This is a genomic window from Streptomyces sp. NPDC046939 (assembly GCF_040644575.1).
GTDB lineage: Bacteria > Actinomycetota > Actinomycetes > Streptomycetales > Streptomycetaceae > Streptomyces.
Genome location: NZ_JBEYWV010000012.1, coordinates 25,901 through 48,148, shown reverse-complemented (window position 1 = coordinate 48,148; position 22,248 = coordinate 25,901). Strand labels below are relative to the sequence as shown.

General features: G+C 69.3%; 24 protein-coding genes. 12 read left to right on the top strand and 12 right to left on the bottom strand.

Annotation, left to right across the window (positions count from 1 at the left end):
* Positions 1–130: 130 nt before the first annotated feature.
* Positions 131–1,276: a protein-L-isoaspartate O-methyltransferase gene (locus ABZ877_RS15280; protein WP_361070133.1), complete on the bottom strand. Its 1,146-nt coding sequence runs from the start codon at positions 1,274–1,276 to the stop codon at positions 131–133.
* A 352-nt stretch (positions 1,277–1,628) separates the two neighbouring features.
* Here ABZ877_RS15280 and ABZ877_RS15275 point away from each other — a divergent pair, with 352 nt between their 5' ends.
* Positions 1,629–2,909 (top strand): helix-turn-helix transcriptional regulator, encoded by a 1,281-nt coding sequence (locus tag ABZ877_RS15275; protein ID WP_361070130.1) that lies wholly within the window; start codon positions 1,629–1,631, stop codon positions 2,907–2,909.
* On the opposite strand, the gene cutA is transcribed toward ABZ877_RS15275, so the two are convergent.
* The 3 genes from cutA to ABZ877_RS15260 are packed head-to-tail and all read right to left on the bottom strand — an operon-like array spanning position 2,906 to position 4,341.
* A complete protein-coding gene (gene cutA, locus ABZ877_RS15270) occupies positions 2,906–3,223 on the bottom strand; it encodes a divalent-cation tolerance protein CutA (RefSeq protein WP_361070127.1) in 318 nt (105 codons plus the stop codon). The two genes, ABZ877_RS15275 and cutA, sit on opposite strands and share 4 nt — an antisense overlap.
* A gap of 48 nt (positions 3,224–3,271) precedes the next feature.
* Positions 3,272–3,496 (bottom strand): DUF397 domain-containing protein, encoded by a 225-nt coding sequence (locus ABZ877_RS15265; RefSeq protein ID WP_361070124.1) that lies wholly within the window; start codon positions 3,494–3,496, stop codon positions 3,272–3,274.
* Positions 3,496–4,341 carry a helix-turn-helix transcriptional regulator gene (locus tag ABZ877_RS15260; protein WP_361070122.1) on the bottom strand — a complete coding sequence of 282 codons (846 nt, stop codon included), beginning with the start codon at positions 4,339–4,341 and terminating at the stop codon, positions 3,496–3,498. Before ABZ877_RS15260 ends, ABZ877_RS15265 begins: the two co-directional genes overlap by 1 nt.
* Positions 4,342–4,598: 257 nt before the next feature.
* On the opposite strand from ABZ877_RS15260, the gene ABZ877_RS15255 reads away from it, so the two are divergent.
* On the top strand, positions 4,599–5,162 hold the full coding sequence (locus ABZ877_RS15255; RefSeq protein ID WP_361070119.1) for an ATP-binding protein: 564 nt from the start codon (positions 4,599–4,601) through the stop codon (positions 5,160–5,162).
* Here ABZ877_RS15255 and ABZ877_RS15250 read toward each other — a convergent pair.
* On the bottom strand, positions 5,135–5,911 hold the full coding sequence (locus tag ABZ877_RS15250; RefSeq protein WP_361070116.1) for an HNH endonuclease: 777 nt from the start codon (positions 5,909–5,911) through the stop codon (positions 5,135–5,137). The genes ABZ877_RS15255 and ABZ877_RS15250 overlap by 28 nt on opposite strands.
* Before the next feature lie 172 nt (positions 5,912–6,083).
* Here ABZ877_RS15250 and dcm point away from each other — a divergent pair, with 172 nt between their 5' ends.
* Positions 6,084–7,220 (top strand): DNA (cytosine-5-)-methyltransferase, encoded by a 1,137-nt coding sequence (gene dcm, locus ABZ877_RS15245; RefSeq protein WP_361070113.1) that lies wholly within the window; start codon positions 6,084–6,086, stop codon positions 7,218–7,220.
* On the opposite strand, the gene ABZ877_RS15240 is transcribed toward dcm, so the two are convergent.
* The 3 genes from ABZ877_RS15240 to ABZ877_RS15230 form a co-directional block, all read right to left on the bottom strand.
* The gene (locus ABZ877_RS15240) at positions 7,171–7,689 is read right to left on the bottom strand and encodes a very short patch repair endonuclease (RefSeq protein ID WP_361070111.1); all 519 of its coding nucleotides are present in this window, start codon (positions 7,687–7,689) and stop codon (positions 7,171–7,173) included. The two genes, dcm and ABZ877_RS15240, sit on opposite strands and share 50 nt — an antisense overlap.
* A gap of 41 nt (positions 7,690–7,730) precedes the next feature.
* The gene (locus tag ABZ877_RS15235) at positions 7,731–8,741 is read right to left on the bottom strand and encodes a NaeI family type II restriction endonuclease (protein ID WP_361070108.1); all 1,011 of its coding nucleotides are present in this window, start codon (positions 8,739–8,741) and stop codon (positions 7,731–7,733) included.
* A 205-nt stretch (positions 8,742–8,946) separates the two neighbouring features.
* Positions 8,947–9,984 carry a hypothetical protein gene (locus ABZ877_RS15230; protein WP_361070106.1) on the bottom strand — a complete coding sequence of 346 codons (1,038 nt, stop codon included), beginning with the start codon at positions 9,982–9,984 and terminating at the stop codon, positions 8,947–8,949.
* Positions 9,985–10,181: 197 nt separating this feature from the next.
* Between ABZ877_RS15230 and ABZ877_RS15225 the strand changes: the two genes are divergently transcribed.
* From ABZ877_RS15225 to ABZ877_RS15205, 5 genes are all read left to right on the top strand, one after another.
* Positions 10,182–10,406, top strand: a complete 225-nt coding sequence (locus ABZ877_RS15225) for a DUF3311 domain-containing protein (RefSeq protein ID WP_361070104.1) — start codon at positions 10,182–10,184, stop codon at positions 10,404–10,406.
* Positions 10,399–11,925 carry a sodium:solute symporter family protein gene (locus tag ABZ877_RS15220; RefSeq protein ID WP_361070101.1) on the top strand — a complete coding sequence of 509 codons (1,527 nt, stop codon included), beginning with the start codon at positions 10,399–10,401 and terminating at the stop codon, positions 11,923–11,925. Before ABZ877_RS15225 ends, ABZ877_RS15220 begins: the two co-directional genes overlap by 8 nt.
* A 54-nt stretch (positions 11,926–11,979) precedes the next feature.
* A complete protein-coding gene (locus ABZ877_RS15215) occupies positions 11,980–12,294 on the top strand; it encodes a DUF6412 domain-containing protein (protein ID WP_361070098.1) in 315 nt (104 codons plus the stop codon).
* A 102-nt stretch (positions 12,295–12,396) separates the two neighbouring features.
* Complete coding sequence (locus ABZ877_RS15210; RefSeq protein WP_361070096.1) at positions 12,397–13,164, top strand: YidC/Oxa1 family membrane protein insertase; 768 nt, start codon at positions 12,397–12,399, stop codon at positions 13,162–13,164.
* Between the two features lie 178 nt (positions 13,165–13,342).
* Entirely contained in the window at positions 13,343–14,200 is an 858-nt protein-coding gene (locus ABZ877_RS15205; RefSeq protein WP_361070093.1) for a fumarylacetoacetate hydrolase family protein, read from the top strand.
* Positions 14,201–14,345: 145 nt separating this feature from the next.
* Here the strand turns inward: ABZ877_RS15205 and ABZ877_RS15200 are convergent, their stop codons facing one another.
* The gene (locus ABZ877_RS15200; protein WP_361070493.1) at positions 14,346–14,825 is read right to left on the bottom strand and encodes a heme-degrading domain-containing protein; all 480 of its coding nucleotides are present in this window, start codon (positions 14,823–14,825) and stop codon (positions 14,346–14,348) included.
* A gap of 50 nt (positions 14,826–14,875) precedes the next feature.
* The gene (locus ABZ877_RS15195; RefSeq protein WP_361070090.1) at positions 14,876–16,018 is read right to left on the bottom strand and encodes a Gfo/Idh/MocA family oxidoreductase; all 1,143 of its coding nucleotides are present in this window, start codon (positions 16,016–16,018) and stop codon (positions 14,876–14,878) included.
* A 64-nt stretch (positions 16,019–16,082) separates the two neighbouring features.
* Here ABZ877_RS15195 and ABZ877_RS15190 point away from each other — a divergent pair, with 64 nt between their 5' ends.
* The gene (locus ABZ877_RS15190; RefSeq protein WP_361070088.1) at positions 16,083–17,267 is read left to right on the top strand and encodes an ROK family transcriptional regulator; all 1,185 of its coding nucleotides are present in this window, start codon (positions 16,083–16,085) and stop codon (positions 17,265–17,267) included.
* Between the two features lie 130 nt (positions 17,268–17,397).
* Positions 17,398–18,210, top strand: a complete 813-nt coding sequence (locus tag ABZ877_RS15185; protein WP_361070085.1) for a hypothetical protein — start codon at positions 17,398–17,400, stop codon at positions 18,208–18,210.
* Positions 18,211–18,234: 24 nt separating this feature from the next.
* Here the strand turns inward: ABZ877_RS15185 and ABZ877_RS15180 are convergent, their stop codons facing one another.
* On the bottom strand, positions 18,235–19,014 hold the full coding sequence (locus ABZ877_RS15180) for an HAD-IIA family hydrolase (RefSeq protein ID WP_361070083.1): 780 nt from the start codon (positions 19,012–19,014) through the stop codon (positions 18,235–18,237).
* 148 nt (positions 19,015–19,162) lie between these two features.
* Between ABZ877_RS15180 and ABZ877_RS15175 the strand changes: the two genes are divergently transcribed.
* Together ABZ877_RS15175 and ABZ877_RS15170 are read left to right on the top strand one after the other, a co-directional pair.
* Complete coding sequence (locus ABZ877_RS15175; RefSeq protein WP_361070080.1) at positions 19,163–19,843, top strand: hypothetical protein; 681 nt, start codon at positions 19,163–19,165, stop codon at positions 19,841–19,843.
* A 9-nt stretch (positions 19,844–19,852) separates the two neighbouring features.
* Positions 19,853–20,524, top strand: coding sequence for a class F sortase (locus ABZ877_RS15170; protein WP_361070077.1), 672 nt, complete (start codon positions 19,853–19,855; stop codon positions 20,522–20,524).
* A gap of 655 nt (positions 20,525–21,179) precedes the next feature.
* On the opposite strand, the gene ABZ877_RS15165 is transcribed toward ABZ877_RS15170, so the two are convergent.
* Positions 21,180–21,866, bottom strand: a complete 687-nt coding sequence (locus ABZ877_RS15165; protein ID WP_361070074.1) for a FadR/GntR family transcriptional regulator — start codon at positions 21,864–21,866, stop codon at positions 21,180–21,182.
* Positions 21,867–22,248: the final 382 nt, after the last annotated feature.

Below are 22,248 nucleotides of genomic sequence, written 5' to 3'. Positions count from 1 at the left end.
AGAAAAACCCACCGGCCCGCACCCGACTCGAACCTCCACAACCACCCCACCGGCGCAGGCGCCGGACCCAAAGCCCCACCGGCCCCACGACCGGCAACGAACTCGCACCGGGGGCACCCGCGTAGCCGCGCTACTTCCGATGGGAGCGGAGCACGTTGGAGGGTTCGTCAAGCCACAGGTGATCGCCGCAGTCATCGAAGGTCAGGCCGAACCGCGTGTAGTGCGGTTGCCCGGAGTGGCGCCAGGCCCCGTACACACCGACCAGCTCGGCCCACAGATTCCTGCGGCCGTAGAGCGTCACCGCACCGGGTCGCCACCACTGGCTGTAGTTCACCACGGCGACAGATGTCCCGGCCGCGTCCCAGAGTTGAACCTGCCGCTCCTCGCCGCTTCCCCTGTGCGAGAAGGCGACATCGGGCAGGTGAAGCCCAAGGGCGTACTGCTGATCCCACCCGCCCGCGAAGACCTCGTCGGGGTCGATGACCGAGGCGTCCTTGCGACTGTCGTCCGGCGGGCTGAGCTGATTGACGGGCCGATGGCTACGCACCCACATGTAGCAGGCGCCACCGACGAACCGACCGGTTGCCGCGCCGCCTCGCACGGTGAGCTTCAAGAGACCACCGGTGCAGAAAAGGGTGTTGTACGGGGCCAGGATGACCGCTTGCTCGGCGGCCTGGTCCCGCCACGCCTTGGGGATGCCGCGCACCGCTGCCGTCGCGATGATCCGGTCGTAGGGCGCGTTGTGCACCCAACCTCCCAGACCGTCACCCCAGCGGACGGTGGGCGCATACCCGGCCGCCTCCAGATTGGCGGCGCCGCGTGCGGCCATGGTGCCGTCGTACTCGATCGTCGTGACGTTCTCGCTGCCGACGCCCTCGCACAACAGGGCCGAGTCGTACCCCGACGCGGTCCCGATGTGAAGGACCCGCTGTCCAGGTTGCACATCAAGCTGGTTCAGCTTCTCGAAGACGATGTCGAGGGCGGAGATGGAGGACGTGAAGACGCCCTTCGCGGGCCCGTGCTCCGGCAGCACTGAGTCATCCATCTGCATGATGAGCGACCGATGCGTATCCCAGACGGCACGCCGCCAGGCTTCTTCATCAACGTCCCTGTCGATGACAAGATGCAGCCCCTCGGCATCGGTGTCGTACCCCCAGAACCGAACAGGAGCGAAGGCTTCTCTGTCGACCGCATCGAAGGCCGGCCGAAGCCAGGGGGCCCGGAAGGCCCCCATGACTTCGAGCTCCTTGCGACTGATCTCTTGGTAGTCGTCCATTGCCCCGCTACTTCGGTCGGCTCCCGTCGGGGCTGGGCGGCTGCGGCGGCGGTGTCCACGGCTTGTCGTCCGGCGCACCGCCGTGCTTGCCGGACATGCTGATGGCGACGTTGCTGAGTTTCATTTAGCGCTCCTTGTCGTTCTTCGGGGGGAGTGGGCTGCCGGGACGGTCCGGACCGGGAGCAGGAGGGGTGCTCATGACGCTTCCTTTTCGTCGTCTGGCTGGTGCCGTCACTCTGGCGCTACAACAGGCTGAGGCGCTTCCCCGGCGGAGGTATCCCCCTCATGGGTAGGCTGCGCGACCACTTCACAGGAACACTGAGCAGCACTAGCAGGCGCGACGGGGCACCGGATGACTGAGTACCGACCACCAACTGCTTTGCCAGGTGTGGTCCTGGAGTTGCCGGAGATGCGGGCGGCGATCCGCTCCCATGACTTCGGCACGGTGTTCCGTCTTGCCCGCTCCCGGGCGGGCATCAGCTATTCCAAGCTTGCGTCGGAGTGCGATATCAAGCCGGAACGCGTCGGCTCTTTGGCCAGGGGAATCGGAAGCGTCACTAGCTTCGAGAAGATCGCAATCATCGCGGACGCCTTGCGCATCCCCGGGCGTCTGCTGGGACTCGCCGACCGTCAGTGGGAGACGGACAGGACACGGCAGGATGGGGCAACGTCAGTGAGACGCAGGGACTTCGTCCGGGCGACCACGGGCGGTCTGACGGCCATCGCCCCGCTTGAAGCAGGACGTCACCTCTCGTCCAAGCTGCCTGACCAGCTGCGCAAACGCACCGTCCGGCTCCGGAAGCTCGATGAGGTACTCGGCGGAGGCGACACCTTCAAGATGTACCTCAGCGAGTTCCAGATGACGCGGGGCCTGCTACGCGGCCACGCCTATACGGAAGCCACCGGACGTGCCCTCAACGGAGTCCTCGCCGAACAAGCACAACAGGCAGGTTGGGCGGCGTTCGACTCCGGGCGGCAAGCCGAAGCCCAGGGCCTGTACGAAGCGAGCAAGAAGGCGGCTCAGGCTGCCGGGGATGATGCTCTGGCGGGCAACGCTCTTGCCTTCCTGGCGTACCAGCACGCCATAACGGACCGGTCCAAGGCAGCGGCGATGGCCGCCGAGTCATGCCGGACCGCTGGACCGCATGCACCGGCCGGGGTCCGGGCGCTGCTCCAGGAACGCAGGGCGTGGGCGTGTGCCGTTGCCGGGCAAGCGCGGGAGACCGAGACCGCGCTAGAGCTGGCCGAGCAAGCTCTGCTGGAAACGGGTGGCGCCCCCGCACCAGACTGGGCGGCATGGGTGGACCGCGATGAGCTGGAAGTCATGAAGGGCCGGTGCTGGACCGAGCTGCGGCGGCCCCTGCGCTCTGTGCCTGTACTGGAATCCGTATTGGCACGTTTTGACGACACGCGCGCACGAGACAAAGCCCTGTACATGTCGTGGCTCGCGGAGTCCTACCTCGCGGCGGGTGAGGTCGAGGCGGCTGCCGCGACGGCATGCCAGGTATGGGATCTGTCTGCCGGGGTCGCGTCGGTGCGCCCCCGGCAGCGCCTGCAGTCCACCGTTTCGTCCCTCCTAGACCACCGAGGTGTGCCAGAGGTAGATGAGCTTGTGGAGCGGATGGAGGTCTAGCCGAGTGTCTTGTCGGTCCACTCTCGGAACGAAGGAGAAGTCTCGACGAACTCAACGGCGTTCAACTCTGGCCGCTGCCAAGGGTGATGTTCCAGAACGAACGCTTCCAGCGCTGGGTACTTGTCCGCGCGGGTCTTGAGCAGAATGCGGTACTCCTCGCCCGTGCCGAACTCTCCGTCGTGCCAGAAGGCGGAGACGACTGGGCCGATGACCTGGGCGCCAGCGGCCAAGCGCCCTCTCACGACAGCCTCAACGAGCTGGACCGCTTCATCCCGAGTGGCGGTGGCGGTGGCAACTTGCAGGTAGGTGGTCATGCGCGGAACCCTAGGCGCGGCCTCGCACGCACGGTAGAGCGGCGTGACTCACGCAGGGCCTATGTGGCGCGGACTCAGCAGAAAGTCGGTCCATGCCTGGCCCGCGACTCTGAGATACGGGCCGTCAGGGTTCTTGGAGTCCCGGATGAGTATGGCCTGGGCAACGAACGCGGCTTCCACACACTCGGTGGTGTTGGCACCGCTGTACGACGACTTGAACCAGGCAAGTCCGGTGGCTTCAACAGACGGGGACCGTCGGCCTTCAACAGACATCACAGCTCCTTGCGCACGCGATGGATCATGGAGGACGAGGATTCCACGTCCAACGCTTGTGCGCGGAGGTACTCGAAGGCAAGCCGGTAGCGCTCCAGCTCCTGGTCCTTCTCCAGGAACAGCGAGCCGGTATGGAAGTCGACGTACACGACATCGAGCGCGGCCTCGGTGCCGCCGATGATGACGAAGCTGCCAAGAGCGGCCCCATGGGCGCCCTTGGAGAAGGGCAGTACCTGAAGGGTGATGTTGGGCGCTTCATTGGCTTCGAGGAGCCGACCGAGCTGTTCCTTCATGACCGCGGGGGACCCGACGACCCTTCGGATGACGGACTCGTCCAGGATTGCCCACAACCGGGGCGGCTCGGGGCGGTCCAAGATTTCCTGCCGCTTCATCCGGATGTCCACGAGCCGTTCGATTTCCGCAGGTGCGAGGCGAACCTCGTTGGCCCGTTGCAGAGCGGTGCTGTAATCACGCGTCTGGAGCAGCCCCGGAACGTACACGCAGGCGAAGTGATCCTCGCGGGTCGCGTCGTCTTCGAGCGTGAGCAGAAGGTTCATGGTCTCGGGGATCGAATCGGCGAAGGAACTCCACCAACCCTGCTGCTTAGCGTCTTTGGCGAGGCTGACCATGGCCTTCTGCTCGGCTTCCGTTGCCCCGTAGGCCCTGCAAAGCCCCTCCACCACCAACCACTTGACCGGCCCGGCCTGAGTCTCGTACCGGCTGACGGTGGCCTTGGAAACGCCGACGAACTGCCCCGCTTCCTCAAGCGTCAGGCCCTTACGGGCCCGCAGCTTGCGCAGCATGGCGCCGAGTTGCCGTCGGCGGGTCGTGGTCTGTACGGACATGGGGTCCTTCCGTGCGAGTGCCGGGAGGAGCCGGCCTGGTGAGCTCAACCAGGCTAGGCAGCGCGGCAGTTCGGCTACTACCGGATTCACTCGATGGATATCCGTGAGAAGTTACACAGTGAGAGTTCTCTGTGCCATGCTCGGTTACAGATCGCTACGTAGTGCAGTCGTGCGGACACGACGTGTGCAGTGCTGCGTGGCCGGGAGGGAGGACGGCTGTGGCCGACTGTGGATTCTCTGAGCCTCAACTGCGATGCGTGACCCCCTTCAGGGCGGAAGCACAAGAGATTCGACGGCTGCGCGGAACGGTGGCAGCGCAGCTCGAACGCTGGGCGAGGCCAAGCATCACTGACGAAGCTGAGCTGATCGTCACGGAGCTAGCAACGAACGTGTTGAAACACGTAGGTGCCGGAGCCGCCGGCGTGCTGATCCTTGAGGCGCGCCGCGAAGTGCTCCGTATGGAGATCCATGACCGGAGCTACGTGACACCGGCCCCGGCCGGGCTGGCATGCGACAGCGAGTGCGGACGCGGGCTGCATCTCGTGGCAAACATGGCGGCGGACTGGGGGACGGTCGTCACCGCTTCCGGCAAGGCGGTCTGGTGCGAGCTGGCGGTGACTGCAATGCGTGAGCCACATGCCTCAGCGCACACCCACGCCAAGGCTCCGGGTAACGGCAAAGATGCACCCGGACCCGTTGGCGGTGGAGGCAACAGTTCCCCAGAACGGACTCCGGCGGCAGCAGAAGCTCCCATGGGATTGATCACTGACCTCATGGGATGGGCGCGTGCGCGCTACGAATCTGTGCCGGATGTGACGTGACCGAAACCGTCACCTGGAGCGGATCGCATCACTGCCCGTACGGCGTCTGGTGTGCGCCACGATTCCCCTTGATGGCTCTTGTGGCACATGCGGTGGCAGTTGGCGCACAAGATGGCGAGGTCCCGGAGCCTAGTGTCCGTCGGCCCAGATATGTGGAGTGGAAGCTTGTGGTGGACTTCGATGTAGCCGGTCCCGAGCTCGCCGTAAACCCGCGCGAAGTCGAAGCCGCAGACCTCGCACCGGAGCGCCCGCCCCTCTTGCCGGACCTGTTGGATCTTCCGTTGCCGCAGTCCGCGATCACGCTCACGGTAGATTGCCCACCTTGCCAGCAGTTGTCCCTCGGAAGCAGGCGTCTTCCCGTCGTCTCCCGCCTCGCCGGGTTGGGGCGGTATGCGGTGCAGTTCGCCCGAAGCGATGCCGTCCCGGATGCCCTGGGCCGCAGCCTTCATTTCGTCCGGACGCGCGAGGAACTCGGCAACGACGTCCCGCGTCGGCTGACCGCCACGCGTTGCCCTGCCGGTGTAGTCCGGGTGGACGGTGGCGATGTCTGTCGTCTTGCGGCTGACGCTGTCGGGCGACCGGAAGCGGGGCGTGGCCGAAGCCGCATCCCGGTTGATCGGAAGAGACCTGAGCAGCTCAGAGAGTTCGATCACGTCTGGATCGCCTTGGCGAAGCTCGTGCCAGTTGTTCCGCGCGACAAGTGCACAGGCCAGAAGGAGTTCATCGCGGGTCCACGGGATCCTCTTCACGCGGGATATCGTACGAGCATTCGATGGCGTGTCGGGAGTGGCTGGAGACGGGCGCGTGATGGCGCAGACTGGTGGAGGCTGCGATATCAGCCGCGATGTCAGTGGCGTCTGTCACCCTCTGTAATGGCTGGCGGTACGGGGCGTCAGCGAGGCTTGTGTAAGAGGAGGGACCATGACGGTCACTGACAAGGACTACACGTCCATCGAGATCTGTGCAGGAGCAGGTGGACAGGCCATCGGCCTGCACCATGCGGGTTTCAGGCACCTCGCGCTTGTCGAAATTGACGCCTACGCCGCGGCGACGTTGCGTACCAACATCGACGTGCACCCGAAGTGGGATTGGGAGCGCGACAACTGCGATGTGCTGTGCAAAGACGTCCTGGAGTTTGACCCGGCGACGGACTTGCAGAAGAGCAAGGACCTGTACCGCAAGGGTGAGCTAGACCTGCTCGCCGGCGGAGTGCCTTGTCCTCCCTTTTCACATGCGGGGAAGCAGCTAGGCGAGCACGATGAGCGAGACCTCTTCCCGCGCATCCTTGAGCTGACGGAACTCATCCGGCCGCGCGCCGTCATGATCGAGAACGTGCGTGGCCTCATGGACGCCAAGTTCGATGACTACCGGAAGCGTATCCGGGCGCAGCTTGAGGGCATGGAGCCCGACGGCGAGGGGCTGCCCGGCTACGAAGTCGTTGGGTGGGACGTGTACCACGCAGAGAAGTTCGGTGTTCCGCAGCTCAGGCCGCGCTCCATCCTGGTCGCGTTCCGTAAGGACGTCCTCAAAGACCTCAAATACGAGGCTCCCGCCCCCAGTGCGCAGCGCGTCACAGTTTTCGACGCGTTGGAGAAGACCATGAGGGAGCGCTTCGAGCCGTTCGAGGCCGGGGCTCGTGCCGCCGAGGCGAAGCGGGTGTTCGACTCGTGGGCGAACGCCGCGAAGAAGGACATTGCGCCGACCCTCGTAGGCGGCTCCAAGAAGCACGGGGGTGCCGACCTCGGACCGAGCCGGGCAAAGAAGGCGTGGCGGGAACTAGGGGTATCTGGTCTGGGAGTGGCGAACGAGCCCACGACCAAGGGCGAGCCGACCGGCACCGAAAACAGGGATTTGTTCGGGCCGGATGGGCCAATGCTCACCGTGCGGCAGGCGGCCATCATCCAAGGCTTCCCAGTGAACTGGGAGTTCAGTGGACGTAAGACAGCTCAGTACCGGCAGGTCGGAAACGCGTTCCCGCCGCCTGTCGCACAGGCAATCGGCGAGACGATTATTGGGGTTCTTGCGGCTGACCGTGAGCGCAAGGGGAATCGTCGCTGATATCCGCAACCGGTGTCAGTGCCGCACGCCTCTTCCTGACCTCCGCTGCGATCCGCTCAGCGCACTCCTCGGATGGCTCGTGTTCCCAGAACCGGAGCACGAGCCATCCGGCTTCCTGTAGCTGCTCGTCCGTGTCGCGGTCGCGTGCCATGTTGCGGGCGACTTTGTCCGACCAGTAACCGGAGTTGGTTCGAGGCGCTACATAATGCTCGGGGCAGCCGTGCCAGTAGCAGCCGTCAATGAATACGGCAACCTTGGTCGGGCGGAACACGAGATCAGCGGTCCTGCGCAGATGTGTAAGAGGTCTCGCAGCAACGCGATACCGGAGGCCCTGGGCATGCACGAGCCGACGGATCAGCTGTTCGGGCTTGGTATCGCGGCTGCGAATGGCCTGCATATTCCGACGACGGGCTGCGGAAGATGCCCAGGAACCTGCGGGCGGGGTCCAGGAGTCGAAGCGCTCATTCATCCGTAGCGGGCCTCTCGTGCATGTCCGTCCTCGGCCTAGGGTCAGGCGTCTTCCTCTCCAGTAACTTTGGGGAGGAGCGGGGCTGTCTCAATGGGATCTTCGGGCCTAGCCAATACCCATTGTTGGCCGTCCAACTCAACCCGGGGACGGCCTTCATGATGTGGCTTGGCTACGGCAACTCGGAAGCTTACGAACTCACCCCGGCCCGGCACTGCCGCACCGATCTCACGGGCGATCGCCCGGTGCTTCTGGTATGGGCCGACAATTAGTATGCCTTCTTCGCGAAGTACAGTTCTCGCCCTGCCGGCGCCCTCACGCAGTCGTGCCAAATAGTCGAGTTGCTGGGCCGCAGTGCGCACGGCTCCACGGCCGATCGGCCGGTTTTGCACGCGGCGAAACAGCTCAATGACGCGGCGTTGTCCTTTGCGGGGGCCATCGAGCAGGATTTGCTTTCTTGTCTCTTCGGGAAGGTGTAGCAGTACATTCTCCGGTAGTGGTGCATCTTTCCACAACCACAGAATTTTGTCCCTCCGGTGTTCGGCCTTCACCGTGATCTTCCTGTCACGGTTCCCTCCGGAGTTCAGCCATTCTTGTCGCGCCCGCATGATGCCGGCGCTCCATTTGCTCTGGTAGTCATCGGCCCATACCAGTAGACATAGATGCCCGACGGCTTCCGGAGGGATCATCCAACCTCCGAAGTCTTGAGAAAACTTGCAATCGACATCGAAGCCGAGAATCCGATAGTCCATTGGGTGGCCACCCGCAAGATCCCGTCCGTCTTCGAACTTGAATTCTCGCTGTAGGTTAATTTCTACGAGTGTTCCGGCGTGCGTTTTCTCTGTCTTGTACAGGGATTGCCAGGCGAATCGGCCGGTCACTTCTCCATTAAGTAGCTGATCTATAGTGTCACGGAGAACCCGGGCGAACCGTTCCCCTGAAGGATCAAGTGACCATATGTGCTTGGCTACCGAGACGAGAGGGGAGTCTTGTTGGGCGTCGCTTTGGCTTGCGAACCAAGAGGCGGAAGTCTCATTGCTTTCAAAGGCTAACAACTAGGTGCTCCTGTTAGTTGGTGAAGTCAAGCGGAAATGCATCGTGAGGCTCTCCATGGCCGGGCCCTCTGTGGCTTAGCGTTGCGTAAGCCGACTTTGGATAGCCTCGGGGCGGTGCGGTGCTTAAAGGAGCGACCCACCGCCGCCCCGGTCGTCAGGGGTAGCGGCAGGTCGTGTCCTCGTTTAGAGGCAGCCCGGCCTGTAGTCAGGCGTCCCCATGGCACCCCGAGTAAGCGCTCCCCGACCCGCACCAGCACCCCGCCCCCGCCTCCGGCGGCCAAGCCACGGCCCGCCCCCGCGCCGCCAGCGTCGTCGCGTACTGCGGTAGCAGCGACGCCTCGGCCGGTGATGAAGCCTCCGAGGCCGCGAACGCCTCGTAGGACGGGACCGTGCCTGTGACGATGCCGAGGTTGCCCGTTCCGGACGAGGCCAGTTCACGGAGCGACGCCTCTATCGACGCCAAGTGGGCCTCGTACGACGGGTATTCGGAGGCGAGGCTCGGGTACGCCGACAGCAGCTCCGCGTATTCGTCCGACGGCCAGTGCAGAACCGCCACCGGGAACGGGCGGGAGAGGGCCTCTCGGTAGGAGCCGAGTTCGGCCTGGAGGCGGCCGATCTCCGCACGGAGTTCCGCCGGATTGTTGGAGCCCAGAGACCAGAGGCGTTTGGGGTCGTGGAGCTCGTCGAGGGAGACCGAGGTGCGGTTGACGCGGTCGGCCAAGGCGTCCCACGCGTCGTGCTCGGCGCCGAGGAGGCGGCGGACGCGGTGGCGGCCGAGGACGAGGGGATGCGCGGCGTACGGGAGGTCGCCCGAGTCGCGCTCCGACGGCGCGATGAGGAGTTCGAGGGCCTCGGTGAACGTCTCGTGCGCCGGTTCCAGCTCGTCGTGCGCCTCGAGGGACTCGGCGACGATCACCCAGGGCGCGGGCTCGCGCGGGGCCGTGGCGCGCAGGCCCGCGATGATCGCCCGGGCCTCGGCCTCGTGACCGTACTCCCAGAGGTTCGCGGCCTTGAGGGCGCGGATCAGGGCCGGGTCGCGCACGTCGGCCGAGGCCAGCAGGGCGTCGTAGTGGGCCGTGGCGCGCTCGCGGGCGTCGGCCAGTTCGTAGTGGGCGGCCGCCTGGAGGAGCAGCGCTTCCGCGTCCTCGGGGTACATGGCCGCCGTGCGTTCCAGGCGCTCGGCTTCCGCTACGTGGTCGGCGTTCTCGTTCTCGGCGGGCGTGGCAGGCGTGTCGGGGCGCATGAGTCACACCGTACTGCCGGATCGGCCCGGTGGGACCGCCCCCATACCGTCCGTCCCCACGGCGTCCCCAGGACACCCGCAAAGCGCCGGCGGACGCCCCGTGGCGCGCGGTCGCAGGGCGGCCACCGGTGACCCGGGCGGGCGCGGGCCCGGTCGGTCCCGGGCCCGTTCCCGGCGCCCCGATAGGCTCATCGGCCGTGATCAAGCCACCGCCCCCCTGGGCTCGACGACCGCACCTCCTCTATCTCCTCGTGCCCTTCGTGCTGTACATCGGCGCGCTGCCGTTCGTGAACCGGGTCGAACCCGTGCTGCTCGGGTTGCCGTTCCTCTTCGTGTGGCTGCTCGCCGCGACGCTGCTCACGCCCGTCGCCGTATGGCTGACCTGGCGCGGAGACCGCAAGGGGGGCCGGGGCCATGAGTGACGGGGCGGTCGCCAGCGGCCTGTTCGGCGTGTTCATGGTCGTGACGCTCGTCCTCGGGCTGCTCGCCGTGCGGGGGAAGGGGCGCGGCGGCGGGCTCGCCGAGTGGTCGGTGGGCGGGCGGTCGCTCGGGGCGGTGTTCATCTGGGTGCTGATGGCGGGAGAGGGGTACACCAGCTTCAGTTATCTGGGCGCTGCCGGGTGGGGGTACAACTTCGGCGCCCCGGTCCTCTACGTCGTCGCGTACATGTCGTGCGGATACGCCGTGGGCTACGTGGTCGGGCCGATGCTCTGGGCGTACGCGCGGCGGCACGGCCTGGTCAGCATCACGGACATGGTCGCGCACCGGTTCGGGCGGCCGTGGCTGGGCGCGGCGGTCGCGGTCCTCGTCACCGTCTTCCTGCTGCCGTACATCCAGTTGCAGATCACGGGGATGGGCGTCGTCGTGTCGACCATCTCCTACGGCGCCATCAGCCTGAACTGGGCGTACTTCATCGGCTTCGCCGTCACCACCGTCTTCGTCGTGGTGAGCGGACTGCGCGGCAGCGCGTGGGTGTCGGTCCTGAAGGACGGGCTGGTCATCGTCACGCTCGCCTTCCTCGCCGTCTACGTGCCGCTGCACTACTTCGACGGCTACGGGGACTTCCTCGGGCGGCTCGTCGACGAGAAGAGCGCGTGGCTGACGCTGCCGGGGAGCGGCGGCAGCCCGTACGGGACGGGGTGGTTCGCCACGACGACCTTCCTCAACGCGCTCACCGTCGTGATCTTCCCGACCACCGTCGCCGGGTACCTCGGCGCGCGGAGCGCGGACGCGCTGCGGCGCAACGCGATGTGGCTGCCCGCCTACAACGTCCTCCTGTTCGTGCCGATGCTGCTCGGCATGGCCGCGCTGTTCGTCGTGCCGGGGCTGACGGGGGCCGGGTCGAACCTCGCGCTGCTCAAACTCGTCGTCGACTCGCTGCCGGCGTGGGCGGTCGGGCTCGTCGGGGTCGCCGCCGCGCTGTCGTCGATCGTGCCGATGGCGGTGTTCATGCTGGTCATCGGCACGATGTGGGGGAGCAGCGTCTTCTCGCTCGTACCGCGCTGGCGGGAGTCGTCGCAGGCGCAGAAGACCTGGTCACAGGTGGTTGTCGTGGTCGCGGGCGGCGTCGCGCTCGTCCTGACGTACGCGGCACCGAACACTCTCGTCCGGCTCTCCCTCATCTCCTACGAGGGCATGGCGCAGCTCGTGCCGATGCTGCTCGTGGGGCTGGTGTGGCGGCGGCTGAGTCTGGTCGGGGCGCTGAGCGGGCTCGTCGTCGGGGTGGGGGTCGTGTGCGGGCTCGTGTTCAGCGAGCACGATCCGGTTCTCGGGATGAACGCGGGGATCGTCGCCCTCGCCGCCAACCTCGCCGTGACGCTCGTGGTCACGTACGTGTGCGCCGCCGACCGGGACGAGCGCGCCGACGACGAGATCCTGGCGCGGGACCCGATCGACACCGGGACCGTACGCGCCGATCCCGTTCAAGCCGACCCTGTATAAAGGGGAGGGAAACGTACGTACGAGTACGGGGCGAAGGAAGGAGGAGCGCGCGCCATGAACCGCGACCACCGCAGGCACGCCGTGCTCCTGCTGTTCCTCCTCGTCCAGACCGTCGTGCAGACCCTCCTGGTCGACACCGGCACCCTCGCCGGAGCCGTCGCGCTCGCCGCGACCGCCGCCGCGGGCTCCGCGCTCGCCGCCTGCGCCCTGCTCGCCGCGCGCAGCGCGCCCGCCGTGCCGCGCCACCGGGTGCGTACGGCGATGCGCGACCGCGAGCAGCGCACCGCCTTCCTGCCACAACGCGACCCCGACGCCTCGGGGCGCACCAGGCCCCGGGCACCGGGCCGTCTCGCCCCGACGGCCTGCTGAACCCAGCCCCTCCCGCGACACCCGCGCGCCGGGTTCTCAGTCCGTCACGCCGTTGAACCGTCTCCTGTTCCGGCACGACGAGACCCCCCGGAGGGCTCACCCATGTCGTCGTTCATGTCCGTCTTCGCGAGCCTGGTGGAGCACCTCGCCACCCTGCTCCAGCCGCTGTTCGCCGCCTCGGCGACGGCCGCCGCGATCATCCTGTTCACCGCGCTCGTACGACTCCTCGTCCACCCCCTGTCGCGGGCCGGCGCCCGGGGCCAGCGCGCGCGGCTCGAACTGCAGCCGCGCATCGCCGAGCTGCGCAAGAAGCACAAGAAGAACCCGGAGGCGCTGCAGAAGGCGATCCTCGAACTGCACCGGGCGGAGAAGGTGTCCCCGCTCTCCGGCTGCCTGCCGATGCTGGCCCAGATGCCGGCGTTCTTCCTCCTGTACCACCTGTTCTCCAGCGGCAGCATCGGCGGCGAGCCCAACGCCCTGCTCGGCCACACCCTGGCCTCGGCCCCGCTGAGCGGGAACTTCCGGGACGCGCTCGCGCACGGCGGGCTGTTCGGCGCGCAGGGTTTGGTCTACGTGGCGCTGTTCGCCCTCGTCGCGACGGTCGCGACGTTCAACTACCGGCGCACCAAGCGGCAGATGGCGGCCTCGGCGGCGGCCGCGCCCAGCGGTGACCAGCCGCAGGTGCCGGGCATGGCGGCGATGACGAAGTACATGCCGCTGATGTCGTTCATGACGCTGTTCTCGGTGGCGTTCGTGCCGCTGGCCGCCGCGCTGTACATCATCACGTCCACGACGTGGAGCGCGGTCGAGCGGGCCGTCCTGTACCGGGACATGCCGTACGGGGCCGCGGCCTCCATGCCTGCCCTCTGATCGGGCGGCACCGAAGATCAGGCGGCGCCGACGCATATGCGGCGCCGACCGGCGCGGGTCCAGTCCGTGAACGGGGTATTGCGGACTGGACCCCGCTCTTGGAGGATCGACCAGTCCTCCGATGGCTGCTGGCCGCACCGCGCCATGGGAGGCTCCTCCGATCAGAGGGAGTTACCGCATGAAGCTGCTGCGAGTCGGACCGGCCGGAGCCGAGCGCCCCGCGCTCCTGGACGCCGGCGGCACCCTGCGTGACCTGTCCGCACTGGTCGCGGACGTCGACGGAGCGCTGCTCGCCGACGACGCCGCGCTCGACCGGATCCGCTCCGCCGCCGCCTCCGGCGACCTGCCCGTCCTCGACGACACGGGGCTGCGCGTCGGCCCGCCGCTGGCCCGCATCGGCAAGATCGTGTGCATCGGCCTGAACTACCACGACCACGCCGCCGAGACCGGCGCGGAGCCGCCCGCCGAACCCGTCATCTTCTTCAAGGCCGCCGACACCGTCGTCGGGCCGAACGACACGGTGCTCGTGCCGCGCGGCTCCGCCAAGACGGACTGGGAGGTCGAACTGGCCGTGGTCATCGGACGTACGGCCCGCTACATCGAGTCCCACGAGGCCGCGCTCGCCTGCGTCGCCGGGTACGCCGTCGCCCACGACGTGTCCGAGCGGGAGTTCCAGATCGAGCGCGGCGGCACCTGGGACAAGGGGAAGAACTGCGAGACGTTCAACCCGCTCGGGCCGTGGCTCGTCACCGCCGACGAGATCCCCGACCCGCAGGCGCTCCGGCTCAAGCTGTGGGTCAACGGGGAGCTGAAGCAGGACGGCACCACGGCTGAGCAGATCTTTTCCGTGGCCGAAGTGGTGCGGTACGTCAGTCAGTTCATGACCTTGTACCCCGGGGACGTCATCAATACGGGGACGCCGGCGGGGGTTGCCATGGGGCGGCCCGATCCCAAGCCGTATTTGCGGGCCGGGGATGTGGTGGAGCTGGAGGTTGAGGGGCTGGGGCGGCAGCGGCAGGTGTTGAAGTCGGCGTAGGGCTCCGCCCGGGGGCCTGTCGCGCCTTCGCGCCGTTGCCGGTCGCTGCCTCGTGGCGAGGTGCGCGCCGTCGTGGCTGGTCGCGCAGTTCCCCGCGCCCCTGAGGGATGCGCACTTCGTGCGGCATCCCTCAGGGGCGTGCCCGTCAGGGCGTTCCCACAAAGCGCTCCAGCGCCTCCACCACCAGGGCGTGGTCCGCCACCTGGGGGAGGCCGGAGACCACGATCGCGCCGATCACGCCCGCGCCCCGGACCCGGATCGGGAAGGCGCCGCCGTGGGCCGCGTACGTGTCCAGGTCCAGGCGGGAGGAGTCCTCGAACGTCGTGCCCTTGGCGCGGAAGCGGCTGCCGACCAGGTAGGACGAGGCGTGGTAGCGCTCGACGACGCGGCGCTTGCGGGCGATCCAGGCGTCGTTGTCGGGTGTGGAGCCGGGCAGCGCCGCGTGGAAGAGCTGCTGGCCGCCGCGTGTGATGTCGATGGCGACGGGTGCCTGGCGCTCGCGGGCCAGTTCGACCAGGAGGGTGCCGAGGGCCCAGGCGTCGTCGTACGTGAACGAGTCGAGGATCAGGCGGCGCTCCTGCTCCTCCAGCGTCGGGATGTCCGGCGTTTCCATGTTCGACTCCATGCCCGTCTTCCTGTCCGTCTTCGTGTCCGTCTTCCTGTCCGGGGCGGCGCTCACAGCGTCACCGTCACACCGTCGCGGGCCGAGCGGCGCGCCGCCTCCAGGACGTCGAGCGCGTCGGCGGCCTGGGTGGCGGGGACCGGGTTCGGGGCGCCGTCGTGGAGGGCGGCGGCCACGGCGGCGTAGAACGCGGGGTAGTCGCCGTCGAGCGTCGGCTGGGGACGGCCGCCGCCGGTCAGCGGGGACTCGCCCGCGCCGACGTGGCCCCACATCGACTCGGGCTCCACACCCCACGGCTTCCCGGCGACCGGGCGCTCGCCGTCGCGCAGGGCCGCCTCCTGCGGGTCGAGGCCGTACTTCACGTAGCCCGCCTTCGAGCCGAGGACGCGGAAGCGGGGGCCGAGCTGGGCCGTCGTCGCGGAGACGTAGAGGTGGGAGCGGACGCCGTTCGCGTGGGTGAGCGCGAGGAACGTGTCGTCGTCGGCCTCGGCGCCCGCGCGGCGCACATCGGACTCCGCGTAGACGGAGACGACCGGGCCGAACAGGACCAGCGCCTGGTCCACGACGTGGCTGCCGAGGTCGTAGAGGAGACCGCCGATCTCCTGCGGGTCGCCGGACTCGCGCCAGCCGCCCTTGGGCTGCGGGCGCCAGCGCTCGAAGCGGGACTCGAAGCGGTACACGTCACCGAGTTCGCCGTCCCGCAGCAGGGCCTGGAGGGTGCGGAAGTCGTTGTCCCAGCGGCGGTTCTGGAAGACGGAGAGCAGCAGGCCGCGCTCGTCGGCGAGCGCCGCGAGGTCGCGGGCCTCGGCCGCCGTGCCCGCCACCGGCTTGTCCACGACGACCGGCAGACCCGCCTGGAGGGCGGCCGTCGCGATGGGCACGTGCGTCTTGTTGGGGGAGGCGATGACGACGAGGTCGAGGTCGCCGGCGCGCTCCCACAGCTCGTCGGGGGAGGCCGCGAAGCGCAGCGCGTCGCCGTGCTCGGCGCGGGCCTGGGCCTGGCGCTCCGGGTTGGAGGTGACGACCGTGTCGAGGGCCAGGCCCTCGGTCGCGGCGATCAGCGGGGCGTGGAAGACGGAGCCCGCGAGGCCGTAGCCGACGAGGCCCACCCTGAGCGGGGAGCGGCTGCCCGCCGAGCTGTCACCGGAGCTGCCGGAGCTGTTGCTTGCACTGCTGCCTGCGCTGTTACCAGTCATGCGCTCCATGGTGCCACTTAAGCAACGCTGTTGCCAAAGGATCGCCGCGAGGGACAATGGAGAGGTGAACAGCGACGCAAGGCCCACCGTGGGCGGTACCGCGGGCGCCAACCTGGCCGCCCTGCGCGGGCACAACGCGGCTCTCGTGCTCGACCTCCTGCGCACGGCCGGTGAGGGCGGGATCAGCCGCCTGGAGCTCGCGGAGCGCACCGGGCTCACCCCGCAGGCCGTCAGCAAGATCACGGCGCGGCTGCGCGGTGACGGGCTCGTCGCCGAGGCGGGCCGCCGGGCCTCCACCGGGGGCAAGCCGCGCACTGTCCTGCGCCTGGTCGCCGGTGCCGGACACGCGGTCGGCCTCCACCTGGACCGCGACGAACTCCGCGCTGTCCTGACCGACCTCACCGGCACCGTCGTCGCGAGCCGCCGCTCACCGCTCGACCTGGGCGCGGGCGCCGACGCGGTGCTCACCGCCACCGCCCATGAGGTCGACGCGCTGCTCGACGCGGGTCCCGCCGGGGGTGGCGGAGGGGGCGGCGAGAGGGCCGCGCTGGGTGTCGGGGTCGCCGTGCCGGGGCCGCTCGACCATGCGGGCGGGGTGCTGCACCGGGTCACCGGGTTTCCGCAGTGGGACGGATTCCCGCTGCGGGACGCGCTCGCCGAACGGCTCGGGCTGCCGGTCGTCGTCGACAAGGACACCAACGCCGCCGCCCTCGGACTCGCCCTCGCCGCCGAACCCGCCGTCGGCGCCCTCGCCTCCTCCTTCGCCTACCTCCACCTCGGGACGGGGCTCGGCGCCGGGCTCGTCCTCGACGGCGCGCTGTACCGCGGGGCGCGCACGGGCGCGGGCGAGTTCGGCCACCAGGTGATCCAACTGGACGGCCCCCTGTGCAGTTGCGGCAACCGGGGCTGCATCGAGGCCCTCTGCCTCGCCGCCGTCGCGGACGGCACCCCGGCGGGGACCGACGAAGCGGCGCGCGTCCTCGGCGAGGGCGCCGGAAACCTGGTCAGCCTGCTCGACATCGACGCCGTCCTGCTCGGCGGCCGGGTCGTCGCCGCCGCGCAGGACCAGTTCGTACGGGGCGTCACCGCCGTCCTCGACACCCGCGCTCACCGCGAGGGCCACGCCCCCGCGATACCGGTACGGGCGGCCCCCGGCGCCTCGACCCTCGTCGTCGAGGGCGCCGCACAACTGATCCTGGCGCCACTGTTCGGACGGGGGGAGGGGGCGGGGGCCGGCCGGCGCCGCTGAGTTCGGGGGACCGGGGTGGGTGCGGTGGTCTCGGGCACATCATCTGATCGAACGGTCCTCCTACGGCCATTGGGCCGTACGGGGTGTGGCGCGGGCGGGCGGTGCGCGGCCGCGTGGCAAATTGCCGGGCATGGTTGTCGCTGCCCGGGGACTTGGCCCGTTGCCGCTGTTCGTGGCCGCTGTCGTGCTCACGGTCAGCGGGCCGGCACCGGCTGTCGCCGCGCCCCGGCAGGCCGCCTGCGAAGCCGCCACCGGCAGTCACGAGTTCCCCGTCCGGGCCGTGATGCGCGACGGGCCCGACACCTACCGGCCCGGTGGGCAGCGGCAGTCCTGGGCGATCGGGCTCACCAACGCGACCCGCGCCACGTGCGGCGCCCTCCACCCGGTCCTGGTCCTCGTCGCCGGGAAGCGGGCCCTGCGCCCGGAGCAGATCCGGCTCGACTTCTCCGGCCCCACCGGTCACCGCTCCGTCCCGATCCCGTTCGAGCGGACGGACCACCGTGAGAACGTCGGCGTGTTCGACAAGCACGGCCCGGGCCTCACACTCGGCCCCGGTGAGACGGTCACCGTGCGGGTCCGGCTCGCGTTCACCGCCGACACACGCCCCGACCGCGTCGTGGCGAGCGCCGCGCTCGTGCATCGCCGTACCGCCGACGACGGCGACTGGGTGGGGCAGTCCCGCGACTACCGCTTCACCATCGTGCCCGGCAATGGCGACGGTGAGGCTTCAGCGTCCTTGCCGGACGCCACCCACCACCGCGACGCCCCGCGCGACCCCGGCTCCCGCCGCACGGACGAACTCGCGGCGACGGGCCCGGCCGGTCCGGCGGCGGGCCCGAGCGACGCGCTGCTGCGACGGCTCGGCACCCTCGCGGCGTGCCTGGTCACCGCCGGGGCGGCGCTGATGCTCGGCTCCCGGCGGCGGGGCCGGGCCGGACGCTGACGGCGCGCGTCGGCGACCCGGTGCTCAGACCCGTTCGACGAGGTCCGCGATCGAGTTGACGACCTCGGTCGGCCGGAACGGGAACCGGTCCAGCTCCGCCTCGCTGGTCAGCCCGGTCAGGACGAGGAACGTCGTCATCCCCGCCTCCAGTCCGGCGAGGACGTCCGTGTCCATCCGGTCGCCGATCATCGCGCTGGACTCGGAGTGCGCCCCGATGGCGTTGAGCCCCGTACGCATCATCAGCGGGTTGGGCTTGCCGACGAAGTAGGGCTCCTTGCCGGTCGCCTTGGTGATGAGCGCGGCGACGGAACCGGTGGCGGGCAGGACGCCCTCGGTGGACGGGCCGGTGTTGTCCGGGTTGGTGGCGATGAACCGGGCGCCGCCGTTGATGAGCCGGATCGCCTTGGTGAGCGCCTCGAAGGAGTACGTGCGGGTCTCGCCCAGGATGACGAAGTCCGGGTCGGAGTCGCTGAGGATGTACCCGGTCTCGTGCAGGGCGGTGGTCAGGCCCGCCTCGCCGATGACGTACGCGGTGCCGTTCGGGCGCTGGCTGTCGACGAAGCGGGCGGTGGCGAGCGCCGAGGTCCAGATGTTCGCTATCGGCACTTCGAGGCCGATGCGGTTGAGCCGGGCGTGCAAATCGCGTGCCGTATACATCGAGTTATTGGTCAGGACCAGGAACGGCTTCCCGGAGTCGCGCAGCTTCTTGATGAACGCGTCCGCGCCCGGGATCGGCACACCCTCGTGCATGAGGACGCCGTCCATGTCGGTCAGCCACGACTCGATGGGCTTGGGCTCAGTCATGAGGGCGGGCTCCTGCCGGTGTCGAACTCGATCTACGGGACGGCCATCGTATGCATGGTTCCCCCACGGGCTGCCAGGCTTCGCCCCCGGCTCTCAGGATGCGAAAAGCGGCCGGACGCGTGAACCTTCGAGTGTCAGGAGGTTCACGATGCGTGCAGGACTGTTTGCTCTGGGTGCCGCGTCCGCGGCCGTCGTCCTGGGGGCCGCGCCGGTCACCATCGCGCAGGCCGGTGGCTCTGGCGGGCCCGGTGGGCCGGGAGGCCACGGTGGGCCCGGTGATCCGAGAGGTTTCGTCACCGTCGTGCCCGCCACCGTACGGGCGGGGTCCGAGGTCGAGCTGCGGGTCGGCGGCTGTGACGGCACCACGGGACAGGCCCGCTCCACCGCGTTCGTCGCGCCCGGCGTCCTCGCACCCGCCTCCGACGCGAGCGCGCTCGCCGCCGACGGGACCTTGCTCGTCGCCGAGGCCCGTGTGAAGTCGACGCTCGCTCCCGGGACCTACCGGGTCGAGGTGACGTGCGCCGTCGCGGACGCCGTGAACGCCGGGCACGCCGAGGACGTCCGCGCCGACGGCGTCGTCCGGGTCGCCGCCGAGAGCGGGGCGCCCGCTCCCGCCCCGACGCCGACCGCGCTGGTGCACGCCGGAGGCGGCGGCGCCGCCGCGCGGCTCGCCGCACGGGACGACAGCGCGCGGGTGGCCGTCCCGGAAGGGCCCGGCACGCGGCACGCCGTGATCGGGCTGGCCCTCACCGCGATGGCGGCGGTCGCCGTCGCCTTCCGCACCGTCCGGCGCCGACGCGCCCCGCGACCCCCGCGGTCCGCGCGGTAGGGGCCCGCCATGAGCGACCGTTCGCACGGCGTGGGGCGGCTGGTCACGGGCGTGGTCTGGGCCGTGGTGCTGCTCGGCCTGTGGCTGTGGGGCCGCGGCATCACCGACCTCAACCTCTCCGCACCGACCACCGGGGACGCGGCCGCCGTCGGCCGGCCCTTCGCGATCCAGTTGCCGGCCCCGCACGTACCCGTCGGGGCGGCGAAACCGCGGAGCGTCGACATCGCGGCGCTGCGCATCCAGGCCCCCGTCGTGGCCCGCGGCCTGGACGGCGGGGGTGCCGTCGACCCGCCGCCCTACGAGCAGGCGGGCGTCGTCGGCTGGTACGGGGGAGGGGCCCGGCCGGGTGAGCGCGGCACGGCCGTGTTCGTCGGGCACGTCGACACGGAGAAGCGGCCCGCCGTCTTCTACCGGCTCAGCCAGGCCCGCTCCGGCGACACGGTGCGGGTGGTGCGCGACGACGGCTCCGTCGTCCGCTTCACCGTCGACGACGTGCAGGTCTTCTCCCGCCGGACGTTCGACGCGCACAAGGTGTACGGGCAGCATCGCGAGGGGCGTGCGGAGCTTCGGCTCATCACCTGTGGCGGCACGTTCGACAAAACGTCGCGGACGTACACCGCGAACGTGGTCGTCTCCGCCTATCTGACCGGAGTGGACGAGCCGTCCGGAAAACCCTCCTGACATATGCGGCACCTGGCCCGGTCGGCGGCCCGCTCCCCCCGGAGCCGCCGACCGGGCTGGTCCTCGACCGCGCGCGCTGCGGATTGCGGGAGTAACCCGGCGTCGGCGCGGGAGGTTCGGAAAGATCCGTCCGGTCCTGAAGGTCCTGCGAGGCCGAGGTCTGGGGCCACTGCCACCGACTGTAGAACGGATGTGCCCTCCAGCCTAGGGGGCATTTGACGCCACGTGCGAATTCCGTCGCTCTGCGTGGTCACCGCAGGTGGCGGTGGGTGTGCGGGCGCTTTCCCCTGCGCCGCCGCGCGCGGGGCCCGTAGCCCGGTTCGCGGCGTGATGCGCCCCGCCCGCGCCCGTGCGGAACGTGGCCGGTATCCAGCCCCGCACCGCCTCGACCTCGCACGGACGCGTCCGGAGTGCGTACGCGCGACTCCGCTCAGCAGGCTGTCCGCCCGCTCGCCCCCGCTGCGTCTGGCACATGCCTCTGACATCTGCCATCTCCTCGCCCTGTACAGCGCGTGAGCAAAGTGACGGCGGACACAGTGTCGAGTGGGCGGGGTGGGAGCGTATGCGTTCGCCAATGTGCGGGGGTGCGCGAGAGTGTCCGGGCGCGCACGCGGACCGAGTCGTCGTCCTACGAGGCCGGGGCCCTGCCGGGCTGCTACTGGCGTGGGGTCGCGGCCAGCCGGAGGCGGATGTTGGAGAAGTGGTCGCGTATGGCCCGCTCCGCGCGGATCACCTCGCCGGAGCGCACCGCGTCCAGGATCTCCCGGTGCTGACGGCACGTCACCTCGGGGTTCTGCGGCACCTCCACCAGATCCGTACGCACCCGGTGGAACGCCTCCCAGAACGCCTCCATCACCTCGACCAGCAGCGGGTTGCCCAGGCCCCTGTAGAGCGTGGCGTGGAACGCGCGGTCGGTCGCTGCGCTCACCGCGCCCTCCGGCGACCCGGCCTCCTTCTCCATCTGGCCGACCAGGGCGTCGAGTTCGGCGAGGTCCGTCTCGGGCACGCGCCCGGCGAGCCGCGCGACGAGCCCCGTCTCCACGGCCTCCCTCAGCTCCAGGAGTTGCAGCAGGCTGTCCTCGCCCCGGTAGTGCCCGGCGACCGTACGGAAGGCGAGCCCCTCGATCATCGGCGCCATCGACATCGGGCCCACGTAGGTCCCGAAGCCGTGCCGGATCTCCACGATGCCCATCGCCTGAAGCGCCTTCAACGCCTCCCGCACCGAGTTCCGGCTGACCCCGAGCAACTCCATCAACTCGGGCTCCGTGGGCAAGGAGGCCCCCGGCGGCAGCCGCCGCTCGACGATCAGCCTCTTGATCCGCTCCTGAAGGTCACGCGCCATGGGGCAACGTTAGCGGCAGGCCCCGTACCTGAGACCCACCTCACAGCAACCCCACAGGCCACACACAGGAAAGCGCGGCGCCTTGCGGCGGGCTGCTTGGGCAACGCGAAAGGCCCCCCGTTCTCACGGAGGGCCTTTCGTTGTCGGTGCGCCGCCAGGGACTCGAACCCCGGACCCGCTGATGCTGCATCTCCCGGGGGGTAACCCCCGGACCCCCAGCCGACAGCGGCGCCCTTGCGACGGGCCGCTTGAGGAACGCGAGAGGTCCCCCGTTCTCACGAGAGGGCTTTCGTTGTCGGTGCGCCGCCAGGGACTCGAACCCCGGACCCGCTGATGCTGCATCTCCCGGGGGGTAACCCCCGGACCCCCAGCCGACAGCGGC

Bases quoted from the DNA above. Each gene is read 5' to 3' on its own strand.
- ABZ877_RS15280 (WP_361070133.1), bottom strand. From the start codon at position 1,276: ATGGACGACTACCAAGAGATCAGTCGCAAGGAGCTCGAAGTCATGGGG.
- ABZ877_RS15275 (WP_361070130.1), top strand. From the start codon at position 1,629: ATGACTGAGTACCGACCACCAACTGCTTTGCCAGGTGTGGTCCTGGAG.
- cutA (WP_361070127.1), bottom strand. From the start codon at position 3,223: ATGACCACCTACCTGCAAGTTGCCACCGCCACCGCCACTCGGGATGAA.
- ABZ877_RS15265 (WP_361070124.1), bottom strand. From the start codon at position 3,496: ATGTCTGTTGAAGGCCGACGGTCCCCGTCTGTTGAAGCCACCGGACTT.
- ABZ877_RS15260 (WP_361070122.1), bottom strand. From the start codon at position 4,341: ATGTCCGTACAGACCACGACCCGCCGACGGCAACTCGGCGCCATGCTG.
- dcm (WP_361070113.1), top strand. From the start codon at position 6,084: ATGACGGTCACTGACAAGGACTACACGTCCATCGAGATCTGTGCAGGA.
- ABZ877_RS15240 (WP_361070111.1), bottom strand. From the start codon at position 7,689: ATGAATGAGCGCTTCGACTCCTGGACCCCGCCCGCAGGTTCCTGGGCA.
- ABZ877_RS15230 (WP_361070106.1), bottom strand. From the start codon at position 9,984: ATGCGCCCCGACACGCCTGCCACGCCCGCCGAGAACGAGAACGCCGAC.
- ABZ877_RS15220 (WP_361070101.1), top strand. From the start codon at position 10,399: ATGAGTGACGGGGCGGTCGCCAGCGGCCTGTTCGGCGTGTTCATGGTC.
- ABZ877_RS15215 (WP_361070098.1), top strand. From the start codon at position 11,980: ATGAACCGCGACCACCGCAGGCACGCCGTGCTCCTGCTGTTCCTCCTC.
- ABZ877_RS15210 (WP_361070096.1), top strand. From the start codon at position 12,397: ATGTCGTCGTTCATGTCCGTCTTCGCGAGCCTGGTGGAGCACCTCGCC.
- ABZ877_RS15205 (WP_361070093.1), top strand. From the start codon at position 13,343: ATGAAGCTGCTGCGAGTCGGACCGGCCGGAGCCGAGCGCCCCGCGCTC.
- ABZ877_RS15200 (WP_361070493.1), bottom strand. From the start codon at position 14,825: ATGGAGTCGAACATGGAAACGCCGGACATCCCGACGCTGGAGGAGCAG.
- ABZ877_RS15195 (WP_361070090.1), bottom strand. From the start codon at position 16,018: ATGACTGGTAACAGCGCAGGCAGCAGTGCAAGCAACAGCTCCGGCAGC.
- ABZ877_RS15185 (WP_361070085.1), top strand. From the start codon at position 17,398: ATGGTTGTCGCTGCCCGGGGACTTGGCCCGTTGCCGCTGTTCGTGGCC.
- ABZ877_RS15180 (WP_361070083.1), bottom strand. From the start codon at position 19,014: ATGACTGAGCCCAAGCCCATCGAGTCGTGGCTGACCGACATGGACGGC.
- ABZ877_RS15175 (WP_361070080.1), top strand. From the start codon at position 19,163: ATGCGTGCAGGACTGTTTGCTCTGGGTGCCGCGTCCGCGGCCGTCGTC.
- ABZ877_RS15170 (WP_361070077.1), top strand. From the start codon at position 19,853: ATGAGCGACCGTTCGCACGGCGTGGGGCGGCTGGTCACGGGCGTGGTC.
- ABZ877_RS15165 (WP_361070074.1), bottom strand. From the start codon at position 21,866: ATGGCGCGTGACCTTCAGGAGCGGATCAAGAGGCTGATCGTCGAGCGG.